This window comes from Streptomyces sp. NPDC090032 (genome assembly GCF_044748025.1).
In the GTDB taxonomy this organism is placed as follows: domain Bacteria; phylum Actinomycetota; class Actinomycetes; order Streptomycetales; family Streptomycetaceae; genus Streptomyces.
In genome coordinates, this window is record NZ_JBIVFF010000004.1 from 318,458 (window position 1) to 339,928 (window position 21,471).

At 71.6% G+C, this 21,471-nt stretch carries 16 protein-coding genes; 7 read left to right on the forward strand and 9 right to left on the reverse strand.

Annotated elements, in window-relative coordinates:
- Positions 1 to 17: 17 nt before the first annotated feature.
- On the reverse strand, positions 18 to 818 hold the full coding sequence (locus ACIPWY_RS11370) for a sugar phosphate isomerase/epimerase family protein (protein WP_362902245.1): 801 nt from the start codon (positions 816 to 818) through the stop codon (positions 18 to 20).
- A gap of 357 nt (positions 819 to 1,175) precedes the next feature.
- On the opposite strand from ACIPWY_RS11370, the gene ACIPWY_RS11375 reads away from it, so the two are divergent.
- On the forward strand, positions 1,176 to 2,603 hold the full coding sequence (locus ACIPWY_RS11375) for an alkaline phosphatase family protein (RefSeq protein WP_362902247.1): 1,428 nt from the start codon (positions 1,176 to 1,178) through the stop codon (positions 2,601 to 2,603).
- Positions 2,604 to 2,647: 44 nt separating this feature from the next.
- Here the strand turns inward: ACIPWY_RS11375 and ACIPWY_RS11380 are convergent, their stop codons facing one another.
- Entirely contained in the window at positions 2,648 to 3,712 is a 1,065-nt protein-coding gene (locus ACIPWY_RS11380; protein ID WP_401532883.1) for a LacI family DNA-binding transcriptional regulator, read from the reverse strand.
- A 187-nt stretch (positions 3,713 to 3,899) separates the two neighbouring features.
- Between ACIPWY_RS11380 and ACIPWY_RS11385 the strand changes: the two genes are divergently transcribed.
- From ACIPWY_RS11385 to ACIPWY_RS11395, 3 genes are read left to right on the forward strand one after another with little or no spacing between them, the layout of a single operon-like run.
- Positions 3,900 to 5,057, forward strand: coding sequence for a Gfo/Idh/MocA family protein (locus ACIPWY_RS11385; protein WP_393701753.1), 1,158 nt, complete (start codon positions 3,900 to 3,902; stop codon positions 5,055 to 5,057).
- Positions 5,054 to 6,205: a dihydrodipicolinate synthase family protein gene (locus ACIPWY_RS11390; protein ID WP_362902253.1), complete on the forward strand. Its 1,152-nt coding sequence runs from the start codon at positions 5,054 to 5,056 to the stop codon at positions 6,203 to 6,205. The genes ACIPWY_RS11385 and ACIPWY_RS11390 overlap by 4 nt, the downstream gene beginning before the upstream one ends.
- 32 nt (positions 6,206 to 6,237) lie before the next feature.
- A complete protein-coding gene (locus ACIPWY_RS11395) occupies positions 6,238 to 7,035 on the forward strand; it encodes a sugar phosphate isomerase/epimerase family protein (RefSeq protein ID WP_401533081.1) in 798 nt (265 codons plus the stop codon).
- Positions 7,036 to 7,095: 60 nt separating this feature from the next.
- Here ACIPWY_RS11395 and ACIPWY_RS11400 read toward each other — a convergent pair whose 3' ends face one another.
- The 6 genes from ACIPWY_RS11400 to ACIPWY_RS11425 form a co-directional block, all read right to left on the reverse strand.
- Positions 7,096 to 7,560, reverse strand: a complete 465-nt coding sequence (locus ACIPWY_RS11400) for a DUF937 domain-containing protein (protein ID WP_362902255.1) — start codon at positions 7,558 to 7,560, stop codon at positions 7,096 to 7,098.
- A gap of 231 nt (positions 7,561 to 7,791) precedes the next feature.
- Positions 7,792 to 8,181, reverse strand: a complete 390-nt coding sequence (gene rbsD / locus ACIPWY_RS11405; protein WP_401532886.1) for a D-ribose pyranase — start codon at positions 8,179 to 8,181, stop codon at positions 7,792 to 7,794.
- A complete protein-coding gene (locus ACIPWY_RS11410; protein ID WP_362902259.1) occupies positions 8,178 to 9,161 on the reverse strand; it encodes a ribokinase in 984 nt (327 codons plus the stop codon). Before ACIPWY_RS11410 ends, rbsD begins: the two co-directional genes overlap by 4 nt.
- Positions 9,162 to 9,244: 83 nt before the next feature.
- Positions 9,245 to 11,191: a substrate-binding domain-containing protein gene (locus tag ACIPWY_RS11415; RefSeq protein WP_401532888.1), complete on the reverse strand. Its 1,947-nt coding sequence runs from the start codon at positions 11,189 to 11,191 to the stop codon at positions 9,245 to 9,247.
- Positions 11,181 to 12,770, reverse strand: a complete 1,590-nt coding sequence (locus ACIPWY_RS11420) for a sugar ABC transporter ATP-binding protein (RefSeq protein WP_393701760.1) — start codon at positions 12,768 to 12,770, stop codon at positions 11,181 to 11,183. Before ACIPWY_RS11420 ends, ACIPWY_RS11415 begins: the two co-directional genes overlap by 11 nt.
- Positions 12,767 to 13,840: a LacI family DNA-binding transcriptional regulator gene (locus ACIPWY_RS11425; protein WP_362902265.1), complete on the reverse strand. Its 1,074-nt coding sequence runs from the start codon at positions 13,838 to 13,840 to the stop codon at positions 12,767 to 12,769. Before ACIPWY_RS11425 ends, ACIPWY_RS11420 begins: the two co-directional genes overlap by 4 nt.
- A gap of 249 nt (positions 13,841 to 14,089) precedes the next feature.
- Between ACIPWY_RS11425 and ACIPWY_RS11430 the strand changes: the two genes are divergently transcribed.
- The 3 genes from ACIPWY_RS11430 (at position 14,090) to ACIPWY_RS11440 (ending at position 18,454) form a co-directional block, all read left to right on the forward strand.
- Positions 14,090 to 14,674, forward strand: coding sequence for a hypothetical protein (locus ACIPWY_RS11430; RefSeq protein ID WP_362902267.1), 585 nt, complete (start codon positions 14,090 to 14,092; stop codon positions 14,672 to 14,674).
- 55 nt (positions 14,675 to 14,729) lie between these two features.
- On the forward strand, positions 14,730 to 17,030 hold the full coding sequence (locus ACIPWY_RS11435) for an ATP-dependent RecD-like DNA helicase (RefSeq protein ID WP_401532891.1): 2,301 nt from the start codon (positions 14,730 to 14,732) through the stop codon (positions 17,028 to 17,030).
- Positions 17,031 to 17,164: 134 nt separating this feature from the next.
- On the forward strand, positions 17,165 to 18,454 hold the full coding sequence (locus ACIPWY_RS11440; RefSeq protein WP_362902271.1) for a citrate synthase: 1,290 nt from the start codon (positions 17,165 to 17,167) through the stop codon (positions 18,452 to 18,454).
- 569 nt (positions 18,455 to 19,023) lie between these two features.
- Here ACIPWY_RS11440 and ACIPWY_RS11445 read toward each other — a convergent pair.
- On the reverse strand, positions 19,024 to 21,366 hold the full coding sequence (locus ACIPWY_RS11445) for a heavy metal translocating P-type ATPase (protein ID WP_401532893.1): 2,343 nt from the start codon (positions 21,364 to 21,366) through the stop codon (positions 19,024 to 19,026).
- Positions 21,367 to 21,471 lie beyond the last annotated feature (105 nt).

Here is a 21,471-nt window from a genome sequence, read left to right on the forward strand (position 1 = left end):
GACAGCCGCCCGGCGGGCTACGCCGACTCGTTGAGCAGCAGGGCCAGATGCTCGCGCCCGGCCGTCAGGAGTCCGGGCAGCGGGGCGGCGTCCGGGTACCAGCGCTTCTCGTACTCCCAGCACAGCCACCCGTCCCAGCCCTCGCGGCACAGCACGTCCACGACCTCGGTGAGCGGCAGCACGCCCGCGCCCAGGGCGAGCGGTGTCGTGTCGTCGGCGCCCGCGATGTCCTTCACCTGTACGTAGCCCAGGTGCGGGGACAGCGCGGCGTACGACTGAACGGGCTGCTCGCCGCCGAGCCACGTGTGCATGACGTCCCACAGGGCGCCGACCTGACGGTGCCCGACGGGGCCGAGCACGCGTGTCGCGTCGGCTCCCGTGCGGTGCGAGTCGTGGGTCTCCAGGAGGATGCGGACGCCGAGGTCGGTGGCGTACTCGGCGGCGGTGCCCAGGCGGCGGGCGGCCGTGGCGTCGGCCTCGGCGAGGCTCTGCTCCGTGCCGCCGCCCGGGAAGACACGTACGTAGGGGGCGCCGACGTCGCGGGCGAGTTCGAGGAGTGACCTGATCTCCGCGATCACCGGTTCGTCCTCGCCGGGGGCCGCGACGCGCGCGTACCCGGCGAGACCGAGGATCTCGACCCCGCCGGCCTTGAACTCGGCCGCTGCGTCAGCCCGTTCGGTGAGCCCGAGGCCCGGGTGTACGGGTTCCTCAGGATGGGCGCGCAGCTCGACACCGTGATATCCGTGATCGCCGGCGAGCCGGACGACATCGGCGAGGGGAAGCCCGGGGACCCCGAGCGTGGAAAAGGCCAGTTTCATGGCGGGGACGCTACCGGGCCTCGCGCCGGGGTCAAGAGCGAGCCGCGGTGCGGCGGCCGGCTGAGGGGGCCGCCCGGCACGGCCCCCGGTGTAGGGACGCCACCTGACGGAGCCGGGCCCAATCCCCTCCCCGCCCCAAGCTTCGGCAACGTCCCCGCCACGCGGGTCACGGCTTGGCCAAGCCGATTCCGTGCGTTGGCCACGTATTCACCGCCCGCTCCCGGCGCACCTCACCTCGGCCCTGGACAGTGGCTCACCGGAACGCACGTGCCCCCGCACACCCGTGGACGAACGAGGGCCCCAATCACCCCTCCGTACACGGGAGTTCATGGTCGTCCGTCGCATGAAGGGATCCCCATGCCCGAGTTCACCCGTCGCAGGCTGCTGGGTTCGGCCGCAGGCGCGGTCGGAGGTGCCGCAGCGCTCTCGCTGCTGCCGCCGAGTGTGCAGAAGGCCGTCGCCGCGGGGCCGCCGCGGAACGGCTCCCTGCGTGACATCGAGCACGTCGTCATGCTGATGCAGGAGAACCGGTCCTTCGACCACTACTTCGGCACCCTGTCCGGCGTCCGCGGCTTCAACGACCCGCGGGCCCTCGAGCTGGACACCGGACGTTCGGTCTTCTACCAGCCGGACTCGGTGAACCCGAAGGGGTATCTGCTCCCCTTCCACCTCGACACGCACAGCTCCAGCGCCCAGGCCATCCCCTCCACCAGCCACGCCTGGTCCGTCCAGCACGAGGCATGGAACGGCGGCCGGATGGACCGCTGGCTGCCCGCCCACCGCGCGGCGGACGGGGTCAACGGCCCCTACGTCATGGGCTATTACACCCGCGAGGACATACCCTTCCAGTTCGCCCTCGCCGAGGCCTTCACCATCTGCGACCACTACTTCTGCTCGGTCTTCGGTCCGACCTGGCCCAACCGGCTGTACTGGATGACCGGTTCGATCGACGCCGGCGGCACGCAGGGCGGCCCCGTCCTGTCCAACAAGGCGCCGACGCCGTACCGCTGGAATACGTACGCCGAACGCCTCCAGGCCGCCGGGGTCAGCTGGAAGGTCTACCAGCAGGACGACGACTACGGCTGCAACATGCTGGAGCAGTTCCAGACGTTCAAGGACGCGAAGCCCGGCTCCGACCTCTACGAGCGCGGGGTGCGGCCCCAGCCCGAGGGCACGTTCGAGGACGACGCCCGTAACGACCGGCTCCCCGCGGTCTCCTGGATCATGCCGACCAGCTACCAGTCCGAGCACCCGGACTACCTGCCGGCGGCCGGCGCGGACTTCGTGGCCTCGAAGATCGAGGCCATCGCGTCGAACCCGAAGGTGTGGGCGAAGACCGCCTTCATCCTCAACTACGACGAGAACGACGGACTCTTCGACCACGTGCCGCCGCCGACGGCGCCCGCCGGGACGAAGGGCGAGTACGTCCAGGGGCTGCCGATCGGCGCCGGGTTCCGGGTGCCCGCCATCATCGTGTCGCCCTGGACGGTGGGCGGCTGGGTCGCGAGCGAGACCTTCGACCACACCTCGGCCCTGCAGTTCCTCGAGCGGTTCACCGGCGTCGAGGAACCCAACATCACCGACTGGCGCCGCGACACGTTCGGTGACCTGACGTCGGCGTTCCGGTTCTCCGACCGCAGGCCGCACGCCCCGCGCCTGCCCGACGACACGGCGGAGCAGCTGGAGAAGGCGAAGCAGGAGGTCGCCACACTCCCGAAGCCGACGCTCCCGGGGGCGGAACAGCACTTCCCGCACCAGGAGAGGGGCCGTCGCCCGCAGGTGTGACGGTCAGGGGAGATCCGGGTGGGTGAGCGGACGCAGGCCCCCGCTCACCCGCCCGAGCCCGACGCCTCGGACGGCACCCCCGTAGACCCCCGCACCATCAACTCCCCCTGCACCACTGCCATCCCCCCGGCGGGAGCCGCCTCGCGGCCCATCGCGATGCGGCCGGCACGGGCTCCCGCCTCGGCCAGCGGCAGCCGTACCGTCGTCAGTGCCGGTACCGCGTCCACGCTGAACGGCAGGTCGTCGAAGCCGGCCACGGACACGTCTCCCGGAATGCTCAGGCCCGCCTCCCGCAGCGCGGCGCACGCGCCGAGCGCCACCGTGTCGTTCGCGGCGACCACCGCCGTCAACGACCGGTCGCGGCGCAGGAGTTCGACCGTCGCCTCGTAACCGGACCGCCGGTCGTACGGGCCGTGCACGGTCCACCCGGCGTCGTCCGGCACGCCCCGCGCCGCCAGTGCCGCGCGGTGTCCCTCCAGGCGGTGGCGGGTCGTCGTCCGTTCCTCGGGGCCCGCGATGTAGCCGATCCTGCGATGGCCGAGGTCCAGCAGGTGGTCGGTGAGGGCCCGGCCGCCGCCGCGGTTGTCGAAGGCGAGCGCGACCGCGTCCGCGTCGGGCACCGGCGGCCGGCCGCACAGGACGACCCGCGTCCCGGCGTCCGCGAGGCGCCGCAGCTTCCCGGAGATCGCCTGGGCGTGTTCGGCGTCCTCGACGGCGCCGCCCGTGAGGACGACGGCCGCGGCCCGCTGGCGCTGGAGGAGCGTCAGATAGGTGAGTTCGCGCTCGGGCGACCCGCCGGTGTTGCACACGACCGCGAGCCGCTCGCCGCCCGCGCGCCCGCCGGGCCCCACGATCTCGGACTGCACGGCCCCGGCCATGATCCCGAAGAAGGGGTCGGCGATGTCGTTCACGAGGATGCCGACCAGGTCGGAGGTGGCGGCGGCCAGGGCGCTGGCCGGCCCGTTCAGCACGTAGTCGAGGTCGTCCACGGCGCGCAGCACCCGCTCGCGCGTGGCCGCGGCCACGGGGTAGTTGCCGTTGAGCACGCGGGAGACGGTGGCAGGGGAGACCTGGGCGCGGGCCGCCACGTCCGCCAGGGTCACGGTCATCGCATCATCCTCCGGTCGGCAGTCCGGGCGGCCGTCCGGACGTCCGGCCTTGCAATCCCGTTTCATCAGCCCCCGGTCTTGTCCGACCGGCTGTGCAGAGGCTAGCTTCTTCCCGTATAGAAAGCGCTTGCTACGACGAGCGTGTTCTTCATCGGCTTCTGATCGGCATCTGCACGAAGGGACTCTCGTGACTCGCAAGACGGTGCGCATCGCCATGAACGGGGTGACGGGGCGCATGGGCTACCGCCAGCACCTCGTCCGTTCCCTCCTCGCCCTGCGCGAACAGGGCGGCCTCGATCTCGGTGACGGCACGGTGCTGTGGCCCGAGCCGGTCCTCGTCGGGCGCCGCGAGCACGCGCTGCGCGCGCTCGCCGAGCAGCACGGCCTCGACCCGGCGAACGTCTCGACGGACCTCGACGCCGTCCTCGCCGACGACACCGTCGACATCTACTTCGACGCGCAGGTCACCTCCGCCCGCGAGGAGGCGCTCAAGAAGGCCATCGCCGCCGGAAAGCACCTCTACACGGAGAAGCCCTCCGCGACGAGCCTCGACGGCGCGCTCGAACTGGCCCGCCTGGCCAAGGCGAAGGGCATCAAGCACGGCGTCGTCCAGGACAAGCTGTTCCTGCCGGGCCTGCTCAAGCTCAAGCGCCTCATCGACGGCGGCTTCTTCGGCCGGATCCTGTCCGTGCGCGGCGAGTTCGGCTACTGGGTCTTCGAGGGTGACTGGCAGGAGGCGCAGCGGCCGAGCTGGAACTACCGGTCCGAGGACGGCGGCGGCATCGTCGTCGACATGTTCCCGCACTGGGAGTACGTGCTCCACGAGCTGTTCGGCCGCGTGACCAGCGTGCAGGCGCTGGCCTCGACGCACATCCCGCAGCGCTGGGACGAGGGCGGCAAGCCCTACGACGCGACCGCCGACGACTCGGCGTACGGCATCTTCGAGCTCGACGGCGGCGCCGTCGCACAGATCAACTCCTCCTGGTCGGTGCGGGTCAACCGGGACGAGCTCGTCGAGTTCCAGGTGGACGGCACGGAGGGCTCGGCGGTCGCCGGGCTGCGCAACTGCCGGATCCAGCACCGCGCTTCGACCCCCAAGCCCGTATGGAACCCGGACCTGCCGGCCACCTACCCCTTCCGCGACCAGTGGCAGGAAGTGCCCGACAACCAGGAGTTCGACAACGGCTTCAAGGCGCAGTGGGAGCTGTTCCTCAAGCACGTGTACGCCGAGGCGCCCTACCGCTGGGACCTGTTCGCCGGCGCCAGAGGGGTGCAGCTCGCCGAGCTCGGCCTGAAGTCGTCGGCGGAGGGCCGCCGCCTGGACGTCCCGGAGATCGCGCTGTGACGATCCGACTCCCCGGCCCCGGCGGCGCGCTGCGCGCGTACACCCCGCGAGCCGAGCCCGCCTCCTTCACCACCGGCGCCCCGCTCGTCTCGCGGACCGTCTTCTCCGCCGCGCACGTCGTCGCCGACCCGTTCGCCGACGCCGGCCCCGACGTGGCCGCCGTCGACTGGGACGCGACGCTCGCCTTCCGCCGTCATCTGTGGGCGCACGGCCTGGGCGTCGCCGAGGCCATGGACACCGCCCAGCGCGGCATGGGCCTCGACTGGGCGGGGGCGGCCGAGCTGATCCGGCGCTCGACCGCCGAGGCCAGGTCGGTGGGCGGCGCCGTCGCGTGCGGGGTGGGTACCGACCAGCTGACCGGGCCCGCCACGCTCGCCGAGGTCCGCGCGGCCTACGAGGAACAGCTCGCGCTGGTGGAGGGGACGGGCGCGCAGGCGATCCTCATGGCCTCGCGGGCCCTGGCGGCCGCGGCCTCGGGACCCGAGGACTACCTCGACGTCTACGGGCAGCTGCTGCGCCAGGCCGCCGAGCCCGTCATCCTGCACTGGCTCGGCCCGATGTTCGACCCCGCGCTGGAGGGCTACTGGGGTTCCCCCGACCTCGACGCGGCCACCGAGACGTTCCTCGACGTCATCGCCGCGCACCCCGACAAGGTCGACGGCATCAAGGTCTCGCTCCTGGACGCCCGGCGCGAGGTCGAGCTGCGCCGCCGCCTCCCGCGGGGCGTGCGCTGCTACACGGGGGACGACTTCAACTACCCCGAGCTGATCGCGGGCGACGCGCAGGGCTTCAGCCACGCGCTCCTCGGCATCTTCGACCCGCTGGGCCCGCTCGCGGCCGAGGCGGTGCGCGTCCTCGACACGGGGGACACCGTCAAGTTCCGTGAACTGCTCGACCCGACCGTCGAGTTGTCCCGGCACCTGTTCGAGACGCCGACCCGCTTCTACAAGACGGGCGTCGTCCTGCTCGCCTGGCTCGCGGGCCACCAGTCCCACTTCTCGATGGTCGGCGGCCTCCAGTCGGCCCGCCCGCTGCCGCACCTCGCCCGTGCCTACGAACTCGCCGACGGTCTCGGCCTGTTCCCGGACCCGGCCCTCGCCGAGACCCGGATGAAGTCCCTGCTCAGCGTGTACGGAGTCGACCAGTGAGCCACGCACTCGACCGCTTCTCCCTCAACCAGATGACCGTCAAGCAGCTCGGCCTCGAAGAACTCGTCGTGGCCTGCGCCGAGTCGGGGGTCCCGGGTGTCGGCCTGTGGCGCGAGCCCGTGCAGGCGTACGGGGTCGAGGCCGCGGCGAAACTCGTGCGCGACGCGGGGCTCGCCGTCACCACGCTGTGCCGGGGCGGCTTCCTCACCGCGATCGACCCGCACGCGCGTGTGCGGGCCATCGACGACAACCGCGCGGCCGTGGACGAGGCGGCGGCCCTCGGCACGGACACCCTCGTCCTGGTCTCCGGCGGCCTGCCCGAAGGCAGCAAGGACCTGCACGGCGCGCGGGAGCGGATCGCCGACGCGCTCGCGGAGCTCGGCCCGTACGCCGCCGAGCGTGGTGTCCGGCTCGCCATCGAGCCGCTGCACCCGATGTACGCCGCCGACCGCTGCGTCGTGTCGACGCTGGCGCAGGCGCTCGACCTGGCCGAGCGCTTCCCCGCCGAGCAGGTCGGCGTGTGCGTGGACACGTACCACATCTGGTGGGACGACCGGGCGCCCGCACAGATCGCGCGCGCGGGTCGGGGCGGGCGGCTGCACGCCTTCCAACTGGCAGACTGGACCACGCCGTTGCCCGAGGGCGTCCTCAACGGGCGGGGGCAGATCGGCGACGGCGCGATCGACATGCGCGCGTGGCGCGGTCTCGTCGAGGCCGCCGGGTACGCGGGGCCCATCGAGGTGGAGCTGTTCAACGACGGGCTGTGGGCGCGCGACGGGCGCGAGGTTCTCGCGGAGACGGCGGAGCGCTTCGTGCGGCACGCCGGCTGAGCCGAGCCTTCCGGGCGGGCGGCCTCCTGCAGCGGGCGGGCTCCTACCGGGGTCGGCGTCCTACAGGGGGCCGCGGCCGCCCTTCCTGCCCGCGGCGCGCTTGGTGAAGACCGCGAGCACCACCGGGACCAGGAGTTCGATGACCCGTGTCACCGTCGCGGGCGGCAGGCCCGTCTTCTTCGCGACGGCGGTCGCGACGGGCCGGCTCATCTTCGCCAGGATCCCGGCCATCAGGCCGCCGCCCGCCAGGCCGCCGAGCCCGCCGAACGTGGCCACGCCCTGCAGGGGCTGCTGCTCCTGTGTCTCGGCGAGCGCCTGACGGAGCTCCTCGGCCTGCTGGGGGTCGGCCGAGGCCTTCTCCCTGAGCCCTCCGGAGAGCTCGGAGACGGTCGTGCTCACGACGTCCTGCGCCCCCGCCGCGTCCGTGCCGAGCAGCCCGGCGATCTCGCCGAGCCGGTCCTCGCCCAGCTCGTCGAGTACGTCCTTCTGCAGGGAGGGTTCGGCAGGTCCGGTGTTTTCGCTCATGCCGAAACGCTACGTCTGCCCCACTGTGTCGGCACCCCGAAAAGATTTCGGCCGGACCGCGCAACCCTTTCCGCGTCAGGCGGGTCGTATGTGGCATCAGGACTTCTGGAGGGGGATCCGGGGGGATCGCGGGGGTTCTGATGGGGAGGGGAAGCGTCAGGGGGCCCGGTCCGCCGACCGGGCCCCCTTTTGCATGCGCACCAGCAGGTCCTACCTGCGCACCGGCAGGTCCTAGAAGAAGACCCCGCAGCGCAGCAGCACATTCGCGTACGGCCGCGCCTCTCCCGTACGGACGACGAGCCGCACGCCCCGCGAGAGCTGCTTCAGCTCCTCGTGCGGGACGAAGGAGAGCGCGGGCAGCCGCTGCGAGAGCAGCCCCGCGGCCTCGGGGTTCGCGTCCCGGATCTCCGCGGCGGCCGTCCCGCCCTCCACGACCAGCTCGTCCAGGAGCCCGTCGACGACCTCGGCGAACGACGGGACACCGGCCCGGAACGCCAGGTCCACGACGCGCGGTCCCACCGGGATCGGCATGCCCGCGTCGCACACCAGCACGCCGTCGCCGTGGCCCAGCTCGGCGAGCGCGCCGGCCAGGTGGCGGTTGAGTATTCCGGCCCGCTTCACTTGGGTTCGCCCTGCGGGGACGCGCCGTCCGACCCGTCTGTCCGGCCGGGGGCTTGGGGGTGGTCCCCCGGGGCGGCACCGGACAGCGCCGCGACCTCGGCGGTCGTCGGGTACGACGCCTGCGCACCCTCCTTCGTGACCGCCGCCGCGCCGACGCGGGCCGCGAAGCCCGCCGCGTCCGCGAGGCTCGCGCCCGCGCCGAGCCGCCACGCCAGGGCCGCCGTGAAGGCGTCCCCCGCACCGGTCGTGTCCACGGCCGTCACCTTGACGGACGGCACGCGGCGCGTCCCCGTGGCGTCGGCCACGAGCGCGCCCTCGGCGCCCAGCGTGATCACGACGGAGCGCGGCCCGAGGGCGAGCAGCGCCGGCGCCCAGTCCTCGGGCTCCCCGGTGATGTCCGTGCCGAGCACGACGCGCGCCTCGTGCTCGTTGACGATGAGCGGGTCGCAGGCTTCCAGGACCTCGGTGGGCAGGGGAGCGGGCGGCGACGGGTTGAGGACGAAGCGGCTGCCCGGTGCCAGGGCCCGTACGACCTCCGCGACCGTGTCGAGCGGGATCTCCAGCTGCGCCGAGACCACCTGCGACGCCTGGAAGAGGCTGCTTGCGGCCCTGACGTCCTGCGGGGTGAGCCGGGCGTTGGCACCCGGTGACACCACGATGCTGTTGTCCCCGGACGGGTCCACCGTGATCAGGGCGACCCCGGTGGGCGCCCCGCCGACGAGGACGCCGGCCGGGTCGACGCCCGCCGACTTCATCGAGTCGAGCAGCAGCCGCCCGTGCCCGTCGTCGCCGACCCGCGCGAGCAGCGCCGTGCGGGCCCCGAGGCGGGCGGCGGCGACGGCCTGGTTCGCGCCCTTGCCGCCCGGGTGGACGGCCAGGTCCGAGCCGAGGACGGTCTCCCCGGCGCCGGGGCGGCGCTCGACGACGGTCACCAGGTCGGCGTTGGCCGAACCCACCACCAGCAGGTCGTACTCGTGCATCGCTGTCACTTTCTCCGTGTTCTCGATGGGCCGCTGTTCTCGACGGGCCGGTCGGGCGCCCGGTCGCGTCGGATGCGCGACGGCTACTTGAAGCTCGCGACGTTCTTCGAAGTGACGACCTTCACCGGCACCTTCACCATCTCCTCGACCTTCTTGTCCTTCGCCGCCCTGACCGCGTTCTGCACGGCGATCCGGCCGAGTTCCTTCGGCTGCTGCGCGACGGACGCGTACAGCGTGCCCGCCTCGACGGCCTTGAGGCCGTCCGGCGTGCCGTCGAAGCCGACGACGGCGACGGACTTGCCGGCCTTGGAGCCGAGCGCCTTGACCGCGCCGAGCGCCATCTCGTCGTTCTCGGCGAAGACGCCGTCGACGCCCGCGTTGGCCTGGAGCATGTTCGTCATGACGTCGAGACCCTTGGTGCGGTCGAAGTCCGCGGGCTGCTTGGCGACGACCTTGATACCGGGGTACGCCTTGATGCCCTCGGCGAAGCCCTGGCCGCGCTCCCGGCTGGCGGAGGTGCCGGCCGTGCCCTGGAGGATCACGATCCTGCCGGTGCCGCCGAGCTTGTCGGCGAGGGTCTTCGCCGCCTGGCGGCCACCCGCGACGTTGTCGGACGCCACGAGCGTGGCCGTCTTCGCCTTGTTGACGCCGCGGTCGGCGGCGACGACGGGGATGTCCGCCTTGTTGGCGCCGCGCACGGCGGGGCCGACCGCGTCGGAGTCGACGGGGTTCACGATGACCGCGCTCATGCCCTCACTGGTGAAGTTCTGGAGCTGGTTGGCCTGCTGGGACGCGTCGTTCTGGGCGTCCGTCACCGTGAGCTTGATGCCCTCCTTCTTCGCCTCGGCCTGCGCGCCCGCCTTCATCTGTACGAAGAAGGGGTTGTTCAGCGTCGACACGGACAGGCCGAGCTTGGCCGACTTGCCCGAAGAGCCGTTGTTCCACAGGGAGATGCCGCCGATGATCGCCGCGGCGACGACGGCCGCGATCACGTACTGGGCGGCCTGTTTGCCCTTGGAGCCGCCCGGCCCGGACGAGGCGCCGGCGGCGGTCGGGGTCGCGCCCGCCTTGCGGCGCACGGTGTCGAGCAGCACGGCGAGAGCGATGACGACGCCGATGACGACCTGCTGCCAGAACGCCGACACGGAAAGGAGGTTGAGGCCGTTCCTGAGCACGGCGAGGATCAGCGCGCCGATGAACGTGCCCGACGCCTTGCCGACGCCGCCGGACAGCGAGGCGCCGCCGATGACGACCGCGGCGATGGCGTCCAGCTCGTAGCCCTGCGCGGCCTGCGGCTGCGCGGAGGTCAGACGCGAGGCGAGGACGATGCCCGCGACCGCGGCGAACAGGCCCGACAGGGCGTAGATGACGACCTTCTGCCGCTTGACGCGCAGACCCGACAGGCGCGCCGCTTCCTCGTTGCCGCCGATCGCGAACATGGACCGGCCGATGAACGTACGGCTCAGGATCAGCGCCGTGATCAGCCCCATCACGATCATCACGAGTACCGGCACCGGCAGCCAGCCGCCGAGCGTGTCACCGATCCGCGAGACGGATGAAGGGAACGGGATCGGGCTGCCCTGCGAGATGACGAGCGACAGACCACGCGCCACCGACAGCATCGCGAGCGTCGCGATGAACGGCGGGAGCTTGCCGTACGAGATCAGCGCGCCGTTGACGAATCCGCAGGCGACACCGGTGACGACGGCGAGGATCACGGCGATCCACACGGGGACGCCCGAGCTGGTCGCGGCCCACGCGAGGACCGTCGCCGACAGGGCCGCCACGGAGCCGACCGACAGGTCGATGCCCGCCGAGACGATGACGAAGGTGACGCCGAACGCGAGGATCGCGGTCACGGCGGCCTGCACGCCGACGTTGAGCAGGTTCTGTGTGGTCAGGAAGTCGCCGGACAGCAGCGACATCGCTATGACGAGTACGACCAGGGCGCTCAGCGCGCCGTTGTCGAGCAGGACGCGGCGCAGGCCACCCGCGCCGGCCGTGCTGCTCTTGAGCGTGTCAGTGGCCACGGGAGCCCTCCACTTCATTGTGTCCGGGGGTGGTTGCCGCGGATGTCTGGGTGCTGACGGCGAGTGCCATCACGGAGTCCTGGGTCGCCTCGCCGGCCGCGAGTTCGCCCGCGATCCGGCCCTGCGCCATGACGAGGACCCGGTCGCTCATCCCGAGGACCTCCGGCAGATCGCTGGAGATCATCAGGACGGCGTGCCCGGCCGCGGTGAGTTCGTTGACGAGCTGGTAGATCTCGACCTTCGCGCCGACGTCGATGCCGCGCGTCGGCTCGTCGAGGATGAGGACCTTGATGTCGGCGAGCAGCCACTTGCCGATGACGACCTTCTGCTGGTTGCCGCCGGACAGGGTGCGCACATGCTGGCCGAGCCCGGCCATGCGCACGCCGAGCTGCTCGGCCATGCGGGCGGCCGCTACTCGCTGCGACCTGCGGTCCACGAGGCCCGCGCGGGTCGCCGAACGCAGGGTGACGAGGCCGAGGTTCTCCTCGACGGAGGCGTCCAGGAGGAGGCCCTGCCCCTTGCGGTCCTCGGGCACGAGCCCGACGCCGGCGGCCATCGCCGCGTTCACGTCGTGCCGCGGCAGCCGCGCGCCCGCGACCTCGACCGTTCCCTTGTCGTACGGGTCGGCGCCGAACACGGCACGGACGACCTCGGTACGGCCCGCGCCCACGAGGCCCGCGATGCCGACGACCTCGCCGGCCCGCACCTCGAAGTGCACGTCGTGGAAGACCCCGTCGCGGGTCAGCCCCTCGACCCGCAGCAACGGAGCTTCCGCGGCGTCGAGTTCGGGCCGCTCGCGCGGGTACTGCTGCTCGATGCTGCGGCCCACCATGAGCCGTACGAGCTCGGCCTCGGGGGTGGACGCGGGGACCTGGCCGACGCTTCTGCCGTCGCGGATGACCGTGACGCGGTCGCCGAGCGCGGCGATCTCCTCCAGGTGGTGGGTGATGAAGACGACGCCGACGCCGTCCTCACGCAGCGCGCGCACGATCCCGAAGAGCTTGTCCACCTCCTCCGAGGTGAGCACGGCCGTCGGCTCGTCCATGATCAGGACGCGGGCGTCCAGGCTCAGGGCCTTCGCGATCTCGACCATCTGGAGCCGGGCGATGCCCAGTTCGCGCACCCGGGTCCGGGGCGACACCGTCAGGCCGACGCGCCGGAGCAGCTCCTCGGCGTCGGCCTCCATCTTCTTGCGGTCGATCAGCCCGAGGCGGCGCGGCTGGCGGCCCAGGAAGATGTTCTCGGCGACCGTCAGATCGGGGACGAGGTTGAACTCCTGGTAGATGGTGGCGATCCCGAGGCGCTCGGCGTCCTGCGCCCCGTGGATACGGGCCTCCTCGCCGTCGACGAAGATCCGGCCCGCGTCGGGCCGGTAGGCGCCGGAGAGCATCTTGATGAGCGTGCTCTTGCCCGCGCCGTTCTCGCCGAGGAGTACGTGCACCTCGCCGCGGCGCAGATCGAAGTCGACGCTGTCGAGCGCGACGACGCCGGGGAACGTCTTGCGTATCCCCTCGATGCGCAGCAGCTCCTCGGGCTGCCCGGCCGGTTCCTGGCCGGCCCGCTCTTCCGGGTTGCTCACGGGTTCCTCCTCGTTGAGGTCGTGGCGGTGGGGGTGTCTGCGGGAGCCGTGGCGGCCGGGGGCCGGGCCTCGGAGGTTCCCGCCTCGCCGCAGGACCGGCGGACGACCAGGCGCGCTGGCAGCGTCACGGACTGCGGGGTCCTGCCTTCGATGCGGTCGATCAGGGCCCGTACGGCGGCCCGCCCCAGTTCCTTGGTCGGCTGGGCGATCGCCGTGACCGGCGGGTCGGTGTGCACGAACCAGGGGATGTCGTCGAAGGCCGCGAGCCCTATGTCGTACGGGACGCGCAGCCCGGCGGCCCTGATCGCGTCGAGCGCGCCGAGCGCCATCAGGTTGTCGGCGGCGAACACGGCCTCGGGCGGCTCGGCCAGGGCGAGGAAGCGCTCCGTCGCGCGCCGGCCGCTGTCCGCCTGGAAGTCGCCCTGCCCGATGTAGTCGTCCGGCAGCGCGATCCCGAACGCGGCGAGCGCCTCGCGGAACGCCTCGACGCGCTCGCTGCCGGTCGTGGTGGCGGCGGGCCCCGCGATGATGGCGAGGCGGCGGTGGCCGAGGGCGTGCAGATGGGCCACGAGGTCACACACGGCGGCGCGGCCGTCGGACCGGACCACGGGCACGTCCACACCGGGGATCCAGCGGTCGACGAAGACCATCGGCGTACCGGCGCGCGCCGCCTCCAGCATCAGCGGCGAGCCGCCGTCGGTGGGGGAGACGAGGAGGCCGTCGATGCGCCGGTCGACGAGGGTGCGCACGTGGTGGTCCTGGATGTCGGGCTGCTCGTCCGCGTTCCCGATGATGACGCTGTAGCCCAGCGCGCGGGCCTCCTCCTCGACGGAGCGGGCCAGCTCGGTGAAGTACGGGTTGAGCACGTCGCTGATGACCAGGCCGAGCGTGCGGGTCTGGGCGGTGCGCAGGGAGCGGGCCACGGCGTTGGGGCGGTAGCCGAGCGACTCGACCGCGCCGAGCACGCGGGCGCGGGCGTCCGGGCTCACGGACGGGTGGCTGTTCAGCACCCGCGAGACCGTGGCGACGGAGACACCCGCCGCCGCGGCGACGTCCTTGATGCTCGTCATCGCAGGACCACCTCCTTGTGGCTGCATGGTCCGAAAACCTGGTTCCAGTCGGTCCGAAACCGTCATGGAATCGATTACACGAAGAATTGGAATCGATTACACGGCTTGTTGGCAACCCCCGTTCCGCTTGTCGAGACCGGATCGTGATGTGCGCCGCCGTCGCGGACCGGCGCCGGACGGCCGTGTCAGTGCCGCGTGAGACGCTGGCTGAAGCCGGCCACGCAACCCGCACGGAAGGGGCACACGCCCGTGAATCACGCACAGCTCACCGCGCTCGGCCGGGCCCTGCGCGTCCTCGGCGAGCACGGCGAGGGCCTCAGCACCGACACGCCTGACAGCAAGCTGCACGAGATGCGCGGGGACGTGAAGCGCGCGCTCGAGCTCATCGAGGACTCCGTCACCGGCGACCCGCCCACCACGCGCTGCCCGGAGCACCCGACGGGCCCGGTCGACGAGAACGCGCAGGACCTGTGCCTGCTCTGCGAGACCCGCCGCCGCGTCGCCCGCCGCTCCGAGATCAACGGCGCGTACCCCGCCAGACCCCGGCAGGGCGAGGCCGCGGACGCCCCGGCGATGTCGCGGTACGGCATCCGGGAGGACCGCCCGCAGCCCCAGCAGCGCTGGCTCCCCGAGAAGTGGAACGGCCAGGTGTGGCAGCTGTGCGGCACCCCGCGGCACGACCGCAGGGAGGCCGAGCACTATCTCGCGGCCCAGCGCAGGGAGCCCCGCGCGGCCTCGGCGTACCGCCTGGTCCACGCGTTCACGGACTACGAGGTGGTCCGGGTATGGGGCACGCCCGTCAAGGTCGACATCGAACCCATGGGCGGCCTGTAATCCGTGACCGGGACACCGCTCCCCGGGTGTCCGACCCCACCGGTACGGTCGCCTCATGGCGAACGCGGGGATGGCGGTGCTCGAGGGGGTCCTGGAGCGGATCACGTACGCCAACGAGGAGAGCGGGTACACGGTCGCCCGGGTGGACACCGGCCGCGGCGGCGATCTGCTCACCGTCGTCGGCGCGCTGCTCGGCGCGCAGGCCGGTGAGTCGCTGCGCATGGAGGGCCGCTGGGGCTCCCACCCGCAGTACGGCAAGCAGTTCACCGTGGAGAACTACACGACGGTCCTGCCCGCCACCATCCAGGGCATCCGCCGCTACCTCGGCTCCGGCCTGGTCAAGGGCATCGGACCAGTCTTCGCCGACCGGATCACCCGTCACTTCGGCCTGGACACCCTCGACATCATCGAGCAGGAGCCCAAGCGCCTGATCGAGGTCCCGGGCCTCGGCCCCAAGCGCACGAAGAAGATCGCCGACGCCTGGGAGGAGCAGAAGGCCATCAAGGAAGTGATGGTCTTCCTCCAGAGCGTGGAGGTGTCCACGTCGATCGCGGTGCGCATCTACAAGAAGTACGGAGACGCGTCGATCTCCGTCGTCAAGAACCAGCCCTACCGGCTCGCCTCCGACGTCTGGGGCATCGGCTTCCTCACCGCCGACCGCATCGCGCAGTCCGTCGGCATCCCGCACGACAGTCCCGAGCGCGTCAAGGCGGGCCTGCAGTACGCACTTTCGCAGTCCACCGACCAGGGCCACTGCTTCCTGCCGGAGGAGCAGCTGATCTCCGACGCGGTCAAGCTCCTCCAGGTCGACATGGGCCTGGTCATCGACTGCCTGGGCGAGCTGGCGGGCGAGGAGGAGGGCGTCGTACGGGAGCGGGTGCCGGGCCCGGAAGGCGGGGAGGAGCTGGTGACCGCGGTCTATCTCGTCCCCTTCCACCGCGCCGAACTCTCCCTGTCCGCCCAGCTGTTGCGCCTGCTGCGCACGGACGAGGACCGGATGCCGGCGTTCCGGGACGTCGCGTGGGACAAGGCCCTGACCTGGCTCGCGGGGCGTACGGGGGCCGAGCTCGCGCCCGAGCAGGAGGAGGCGGTGAAGCTCGCCCTGACCAGGAAGGTCGCCGTCCTCACCGGCGGACCGGGCTGCGGCAAGTCCTTCACGGTCCGCTCGATCGTCGAACTGGCCCGCGCCAAGCGGGCGAAGGTCGTCCTCGCCGCCCCCACCGGCCGCGCCGCCAAGCGCCTGGCCGAGCTGACGGGTGCGGAGGCCTCCACGGTCCACCGCCTGCTCGAACTCAAGCCCGGCGGTGACGCCGCCTACGACAGGGACCGGCCGCTCGACGCCGACCTGGTCGTGGTCGACGAGGCGTCGATGCTGGACCTCCTGCTCGCCAACAAGCTGGCGAAGGCGGTCCCGCCGGGCGCCCATCTGCTCTTCGTGGGCGATGTCGACCAGCTGCCGAGTGTCGGCGCGGGCGAGGTGCTGCGGGACCTGCTGGGTGAGGGCAGCCCGGTCCCCGCGGTCCGCCTCACCCGCATCTTCCGCCAGGCCCAGGAGTCCGGCGTCGTCACGAACGCGCACCGGATCAACGCGGGCCGGCACCCGCTCACCCAGGGCCTCAAGGACTTCTTCCTGTTCGCGGAGGAGGACACGGAGGAGGCGGGCCGGCTCACCGTCGACGTCGCCGCCCGCCGCATCCCCGCCAAGTTCGGCCTCGACCCCCGCCGTGACATCCAGGTCCTCGCCCCCATGCACCGCGGCCCGGCCGGCGCCGGCACCCTCAACGGTCTGCTCCAGCAAGCCGTGACGCCCGCCCGCCCCGACCTCCCCGAGAAGCGCTTCGGCGGCCGGGTCTTCCGCGTGGGCGACAAAGTAACCCAGATCAGGAACAACTACGAGAAGGGGGCGAACGGCGTCTTCAACGGCACTGTCGGCGTCGTCACCTCCCTCGACGCGGACGAGCAGCGGCTGACCGTACTCACCGACGAGGACGAAGAAGTCGTATACGAATTCGACGAGCTGGACGAGCTGGCTCACGCGTATGCGGTGACGATCCACCGCTCCCAGGGAAGCGAGTATCCGTGCGTCGTGATCCCCGTCACGACCGGTGCCTGGATGATGCTGCAGAGGAACCTCCTCTACACAGCGGTCACGCGGGCCAAGAAGCTGGTGGTACTCGTGGGTTCGCGCAAGGCGCTCGGCCAGGCGGTGCGCACGGTCTCGGCGGGAAGGCGTTGCACAGCGCTCCGTTTCCGGCTCTCCGGGGGGACATCCTTCGGTTTGGTAACTTTCGATCGATCAAATGCGTCGGAAACGTCACACGGGCTTTCCGGAAGCGGGGCGAAGGGGGCAGGATGAGCAAGTTCGCGGCACTGAGTGCCGCGAATAGGCCCAATGGTCGACCCCGAGTGCACTCTGCTGGGCCAAGTGGGGGATGGTAGAGAACAGTCAGGGCACCTCGAAGAAGAGGCACTACGTCGGTGAGGGATGACGTGAGCGACAACTCTGTAGTACTGCGGTACGGCGATGGCGAGTACACCTACCCGGTGATCGACAGCACCGTCGGTGACAAGGGCTTCGACATCGGGAAGCTCCGGGCCCAGACCGGTCTGGTGACCCTCGACAGCGGATACGGCAACACCGCCGCCTATAAATCCGCGATCACCTATCTCGACGGTGAGCAGGGCATCCTCCGGTACCGCGGCTACCCGATCGAGCAGCTGGCCGAGCGTTCCACCTTCACCGAGGTGGCCTACCTGCTGATCAACGGCGAGCTTCCGACCGTCGACGAGCTCTCCGCTTTCAAGAACGAGATCACCGGGCACACGCTGCTCCACGAGGACGTCAAGCGGTTCTTCGACGGCTTCCCGCGTGACGCGCACCCGATGGCGATGCTCTCCTCCGTGGTCAGCGCGCTGTCGACGTTCTACCAGGACAGCCACAACCCGTTCGACGAGCAGCAGCGCCACCTGTCGACGATCCGGCTGCTCGCCAAGCTGCCGACCATCGCGGCCTACGCGTACAAGAAGTCGATCGGCCACCCGTTCGTCTACCCGCGCAACGACCTCGGCTACGTCGAGAACTTCCTGCGCATGACGTTCTCCGTGCCGGCGCAGGAGTACGACCTCGACCCGGTCGTCGTCGCCGCGCTCGAGAAGCTGCTCATCCTGCACGCGGACCACGAGCAGAACTGTTCGACGTCCACCGTGCGTCTGGTCGGCTCCTCGCAGGCGAACATGTTCGCCTCGATCTCCGCCGGTATCTCCGCGCTGTGGGGCCCGCTGCACGGTGGCGCCAACCAGTCGGTCCTGGAGATGCTCGAGGGCATCCAGGCCAACGGCGGCGATGTCGACTCCTTCATCCGCAAGGTGAAGAACAAGGAGGACGGCGTCCGCCTGATGGGCTTCGGCCACCGGGTGTACAAGTCCTTCGACCCGCGCGCCAAGATCATCAAGGCCGCGGCGCACGATGTCCTCTCGGCCCTCGGCAAGTCCGACGAGCTGCTCGACATCGCGCTCAAGCTGGAGGAGCACGCGCTCTCCGACGAGTACTTCGTCTCGCGCAACCTCTACCCGAACGTCGACTTCTACACGGGCCTCATCTATCGGGCCATGGGCTTCCCGACCGAGATGTTCACGGTCCTGTTCGCCCTCGGCCGGCTGCCGGGCTGGATCGCCCAGTGGCACGAGATGATCAAGGAGCCGGGCTCCCGCATCGGCCGCCCGCGCCAGATCTACACCGGCGAGGTCCTGCGTGACTTCGTCCCCGTCGAGGCTCGCTGAGCGTCGGCCGGGGGTCCGGGGGTTGCCCCCGGGTCAGCACACCCCGCGCTGCGTGACCGCACACCACGCAGCGCACCCCGCGTCGAGCGGGAGCAGAAGTGAAGAGAAAGCGGAAAGCGCCCCGCTGCCAATCCCCCCACGGGTCGGCAGTCGGGGCGCTTTCCTTGTCCCGGTGCGGATTCCCCCCACGGGATCCGTCCGGGCGTCTGTGGTGCGGTCTGCCGGGACGCGTACACGGGAGGGCCGCTCAAGCTCTCCGTGGCACGTGTCCCGGCCAAACGCGGTCGGGTCCGTCCCCCAAGACGGCCCCGGTCAACACAGAAACGCCCCCCAAGACGTTCCTGCATCGCCTCCTTAGACTCACGAGAACCTCAAATGGTTACGTTCAGATCACTGTGATCTGCGTCTCTTGCATATGTCCTGATCGTGCGCAAGAGACCCCATATGTAGATCGAGGCCCGGACGTGAGAATGCTGCGGTTGTGATGTGAGGCGAATGTGAAGACCCCTTGATGATGGGCCAGACCAGGGGGCGATGTGAAGCCCTTCCAGGAAAAGGGCCGCCCACCTTCAGGAAAACCTGCGCAGCCGGAGGCTGTTCGTCACCACGAAGACGGACGAGAACGCCATCGCGGCGCCCGCGATCATCGGGTTCAGGAACCCGGCGGCGGCCAGCGGCAGTGCGGCCACGTTGTAGCCGAACGCCCAGAAGAGGTTGCCCTTGATGGTGGCGAGGGTGCGGCGCGAGAGCCGGATCGCGTCGGCGGCCACGCGCAGGTCCGCGCGTACCAGCGTCAGGTCGCCCGCCTCGATCGCGGCGTCCGTGCCGGTGCCCATCGCGAGGCCCAGATCGGCGGTGGCGAGCGCCGCCGCGTCGTTGACGCCGTCACCGACCATGGCGACGGTGCGCCCCTCGGCCTTCAGGCGCCGGACCACGTCGACCTTCTCCTGCGGCAGGACCTCCGCGTACACGGCGTCCTCGGCGATCCCGACGGCGCGCGCCACGGACTCGGCGACGATCCGGTTGTCACCGGTCAGGAGCACCGGCGTGAGGCCCAGCGCGCGCAGCTCGGCGACGGCCTGCGCGCTCGTCGGACGGACCGCGTCGGCGACCGTGATGACACCCCGTGCCTCCCCGTCCCACGCGACGGCGACAGCGGTACGGCCAGCGGCCTCGGCGGCGGTCTTGGCGGCGGCGAGCGCGGGCGACAGGGCGACTCCGTGCTCGGCGAGCAGCCGCTCACGGCCGACCAAGACGTCGTGCCGGTCCACCACGCCGCGGACGCCGAGCCCGGCGAGGGCGGTGAAGCGGGTGACGGCGGGCAGCGTTCCGGCCCGGTCGGCGGCGCCCTGCGCGACGGCCCGCGCGACGGGGTGCTCGGAGGCGTGCTCCACGGCCCCGGCCAGCCGCAGCAGCGTCTTCTCCTCGACGCCCTCGGCGGCGTACGCGTCCTGGAGCGTCATCCGGCCGGTCGTCACCGTGCCGGTCTTGTCGAGTACGACGGTGTCGACGCGCCGCGTGTTCTCCAGGACCTCGGGTCCCTTGATGAGGATGCCGAGCTGGGCGCCGCGGCCGGTGCCGACCATGAGGGCGGTGGGCGTCGCGAGGCCGAGCGAGCAGGGGCAGGCGATGATCAGGACGGCGACGGCCGACGTGAACGCGGCGGTCACCTCGCCGGTGGCGAGCAGCCAGCCGGCGAACGTGCCGAGCGCGATGACGAACACCACCGGCACGAACACACCGGCGATCCGGTCGGCGAGGCGCTGCACCTCGGCCTTGCCGGTCTGCGCGTCCTCGACGAGGCGTGCCATGCGGGCGAGCTGGGTGTCGGCGCCGACGCGGGTCGCCTCGACGACGAGCCGCCCGCCCGCGTTCAGGGTCGCGCCGGTGACGGCGTCTCCGACGGTCACGTCCACGGGCACGGACTCGCCGGTGAGCAGGGCGGCGTCGACGGCTGAGGTGCCCTCGACGACGGTGCCGTCGGTCGCGATCTTCTCGCCGGGCCGCACGACGAACCGGTCGCCCGGCTTCAGCCGCCCGACGGGCAGGCGCACTTCCGCACCCGAGGCGTCCAGTACGCAGACGTCCTTGGCGCCGAGTTCGAGCAGGGCGCGCAGGGCGGTGCCGGCGCGGCGCTTGGAGCGGGCCTCCAGATAGCGGCCGAGCAGGATCAGGGTGACGACGCCCGCGGCGACTTCGAGGTAGATGGTGGAGGCGGCGTCGGTGCGGTCGGCGGCGAACGTGAATCCGTGCCGCATCCCGGTCATCCCGGCGTCGCCGAGGAACAGGGCCCACAGCGACCAGCCGAACGCGGCGAGCGTCCCGACGGAGACGAGTGTGTCCATGGTGGCCGCGCCGTGCCGCGCGTTGGTCCAGGCGGCCTGGTGGAAGGGGAGCCCGCCCCAGACGGCGACGGGTGCGGCGAGGGTGAGGGAGAGCCACTGCCAGTTGTCGAACTGCAGGGCGGGCACCATCGCCAGCAGGACGACGGGCAGGGAGAGCAGCGCGCAGACGACGAGCCGCCGGCGCAGCGGGGCGGTGGGGTCGGGTTCGGCGCCGCTTGCGCTCCTGGTTTCCGTGCGGACCTCGACCGGGGCCACATCGCCGGCCCCGCCCGGGTGGCTGTCCGCAGTGGCTTCGACCGCCTCCTCGCGGACGACCACCGCCTCCCGGGCGACCGGCTCCGCCGTGTACCCGAGCTTCTGCACCGTGGCGACCAGGTCGGCGACCTCGACCCCGGGCGCGTACGCGACCTTCGCCTTCTCGGTCGCGAGATTGACCGTCGCCGTCACGCCGTCGAGGCGGTTGAGCTTCTTCTCGATGCGGGCCGAGCAGGAGGCGCAGGTCATCCCGCCGACGGCGAGCTCCACTTCGGAGAGCGGCCCGGCCGTGGTGTCCGTGGGCGTGGTCATCGCGGTTCTTTCCAGGGGCGTACGTAACTACGGCCGAGCGTACGACCACGGGCGCCGGGCCGTGGTGGGCGGCCCGGCGCTCCCTGAAGGCTCAGGCCCGGCCGG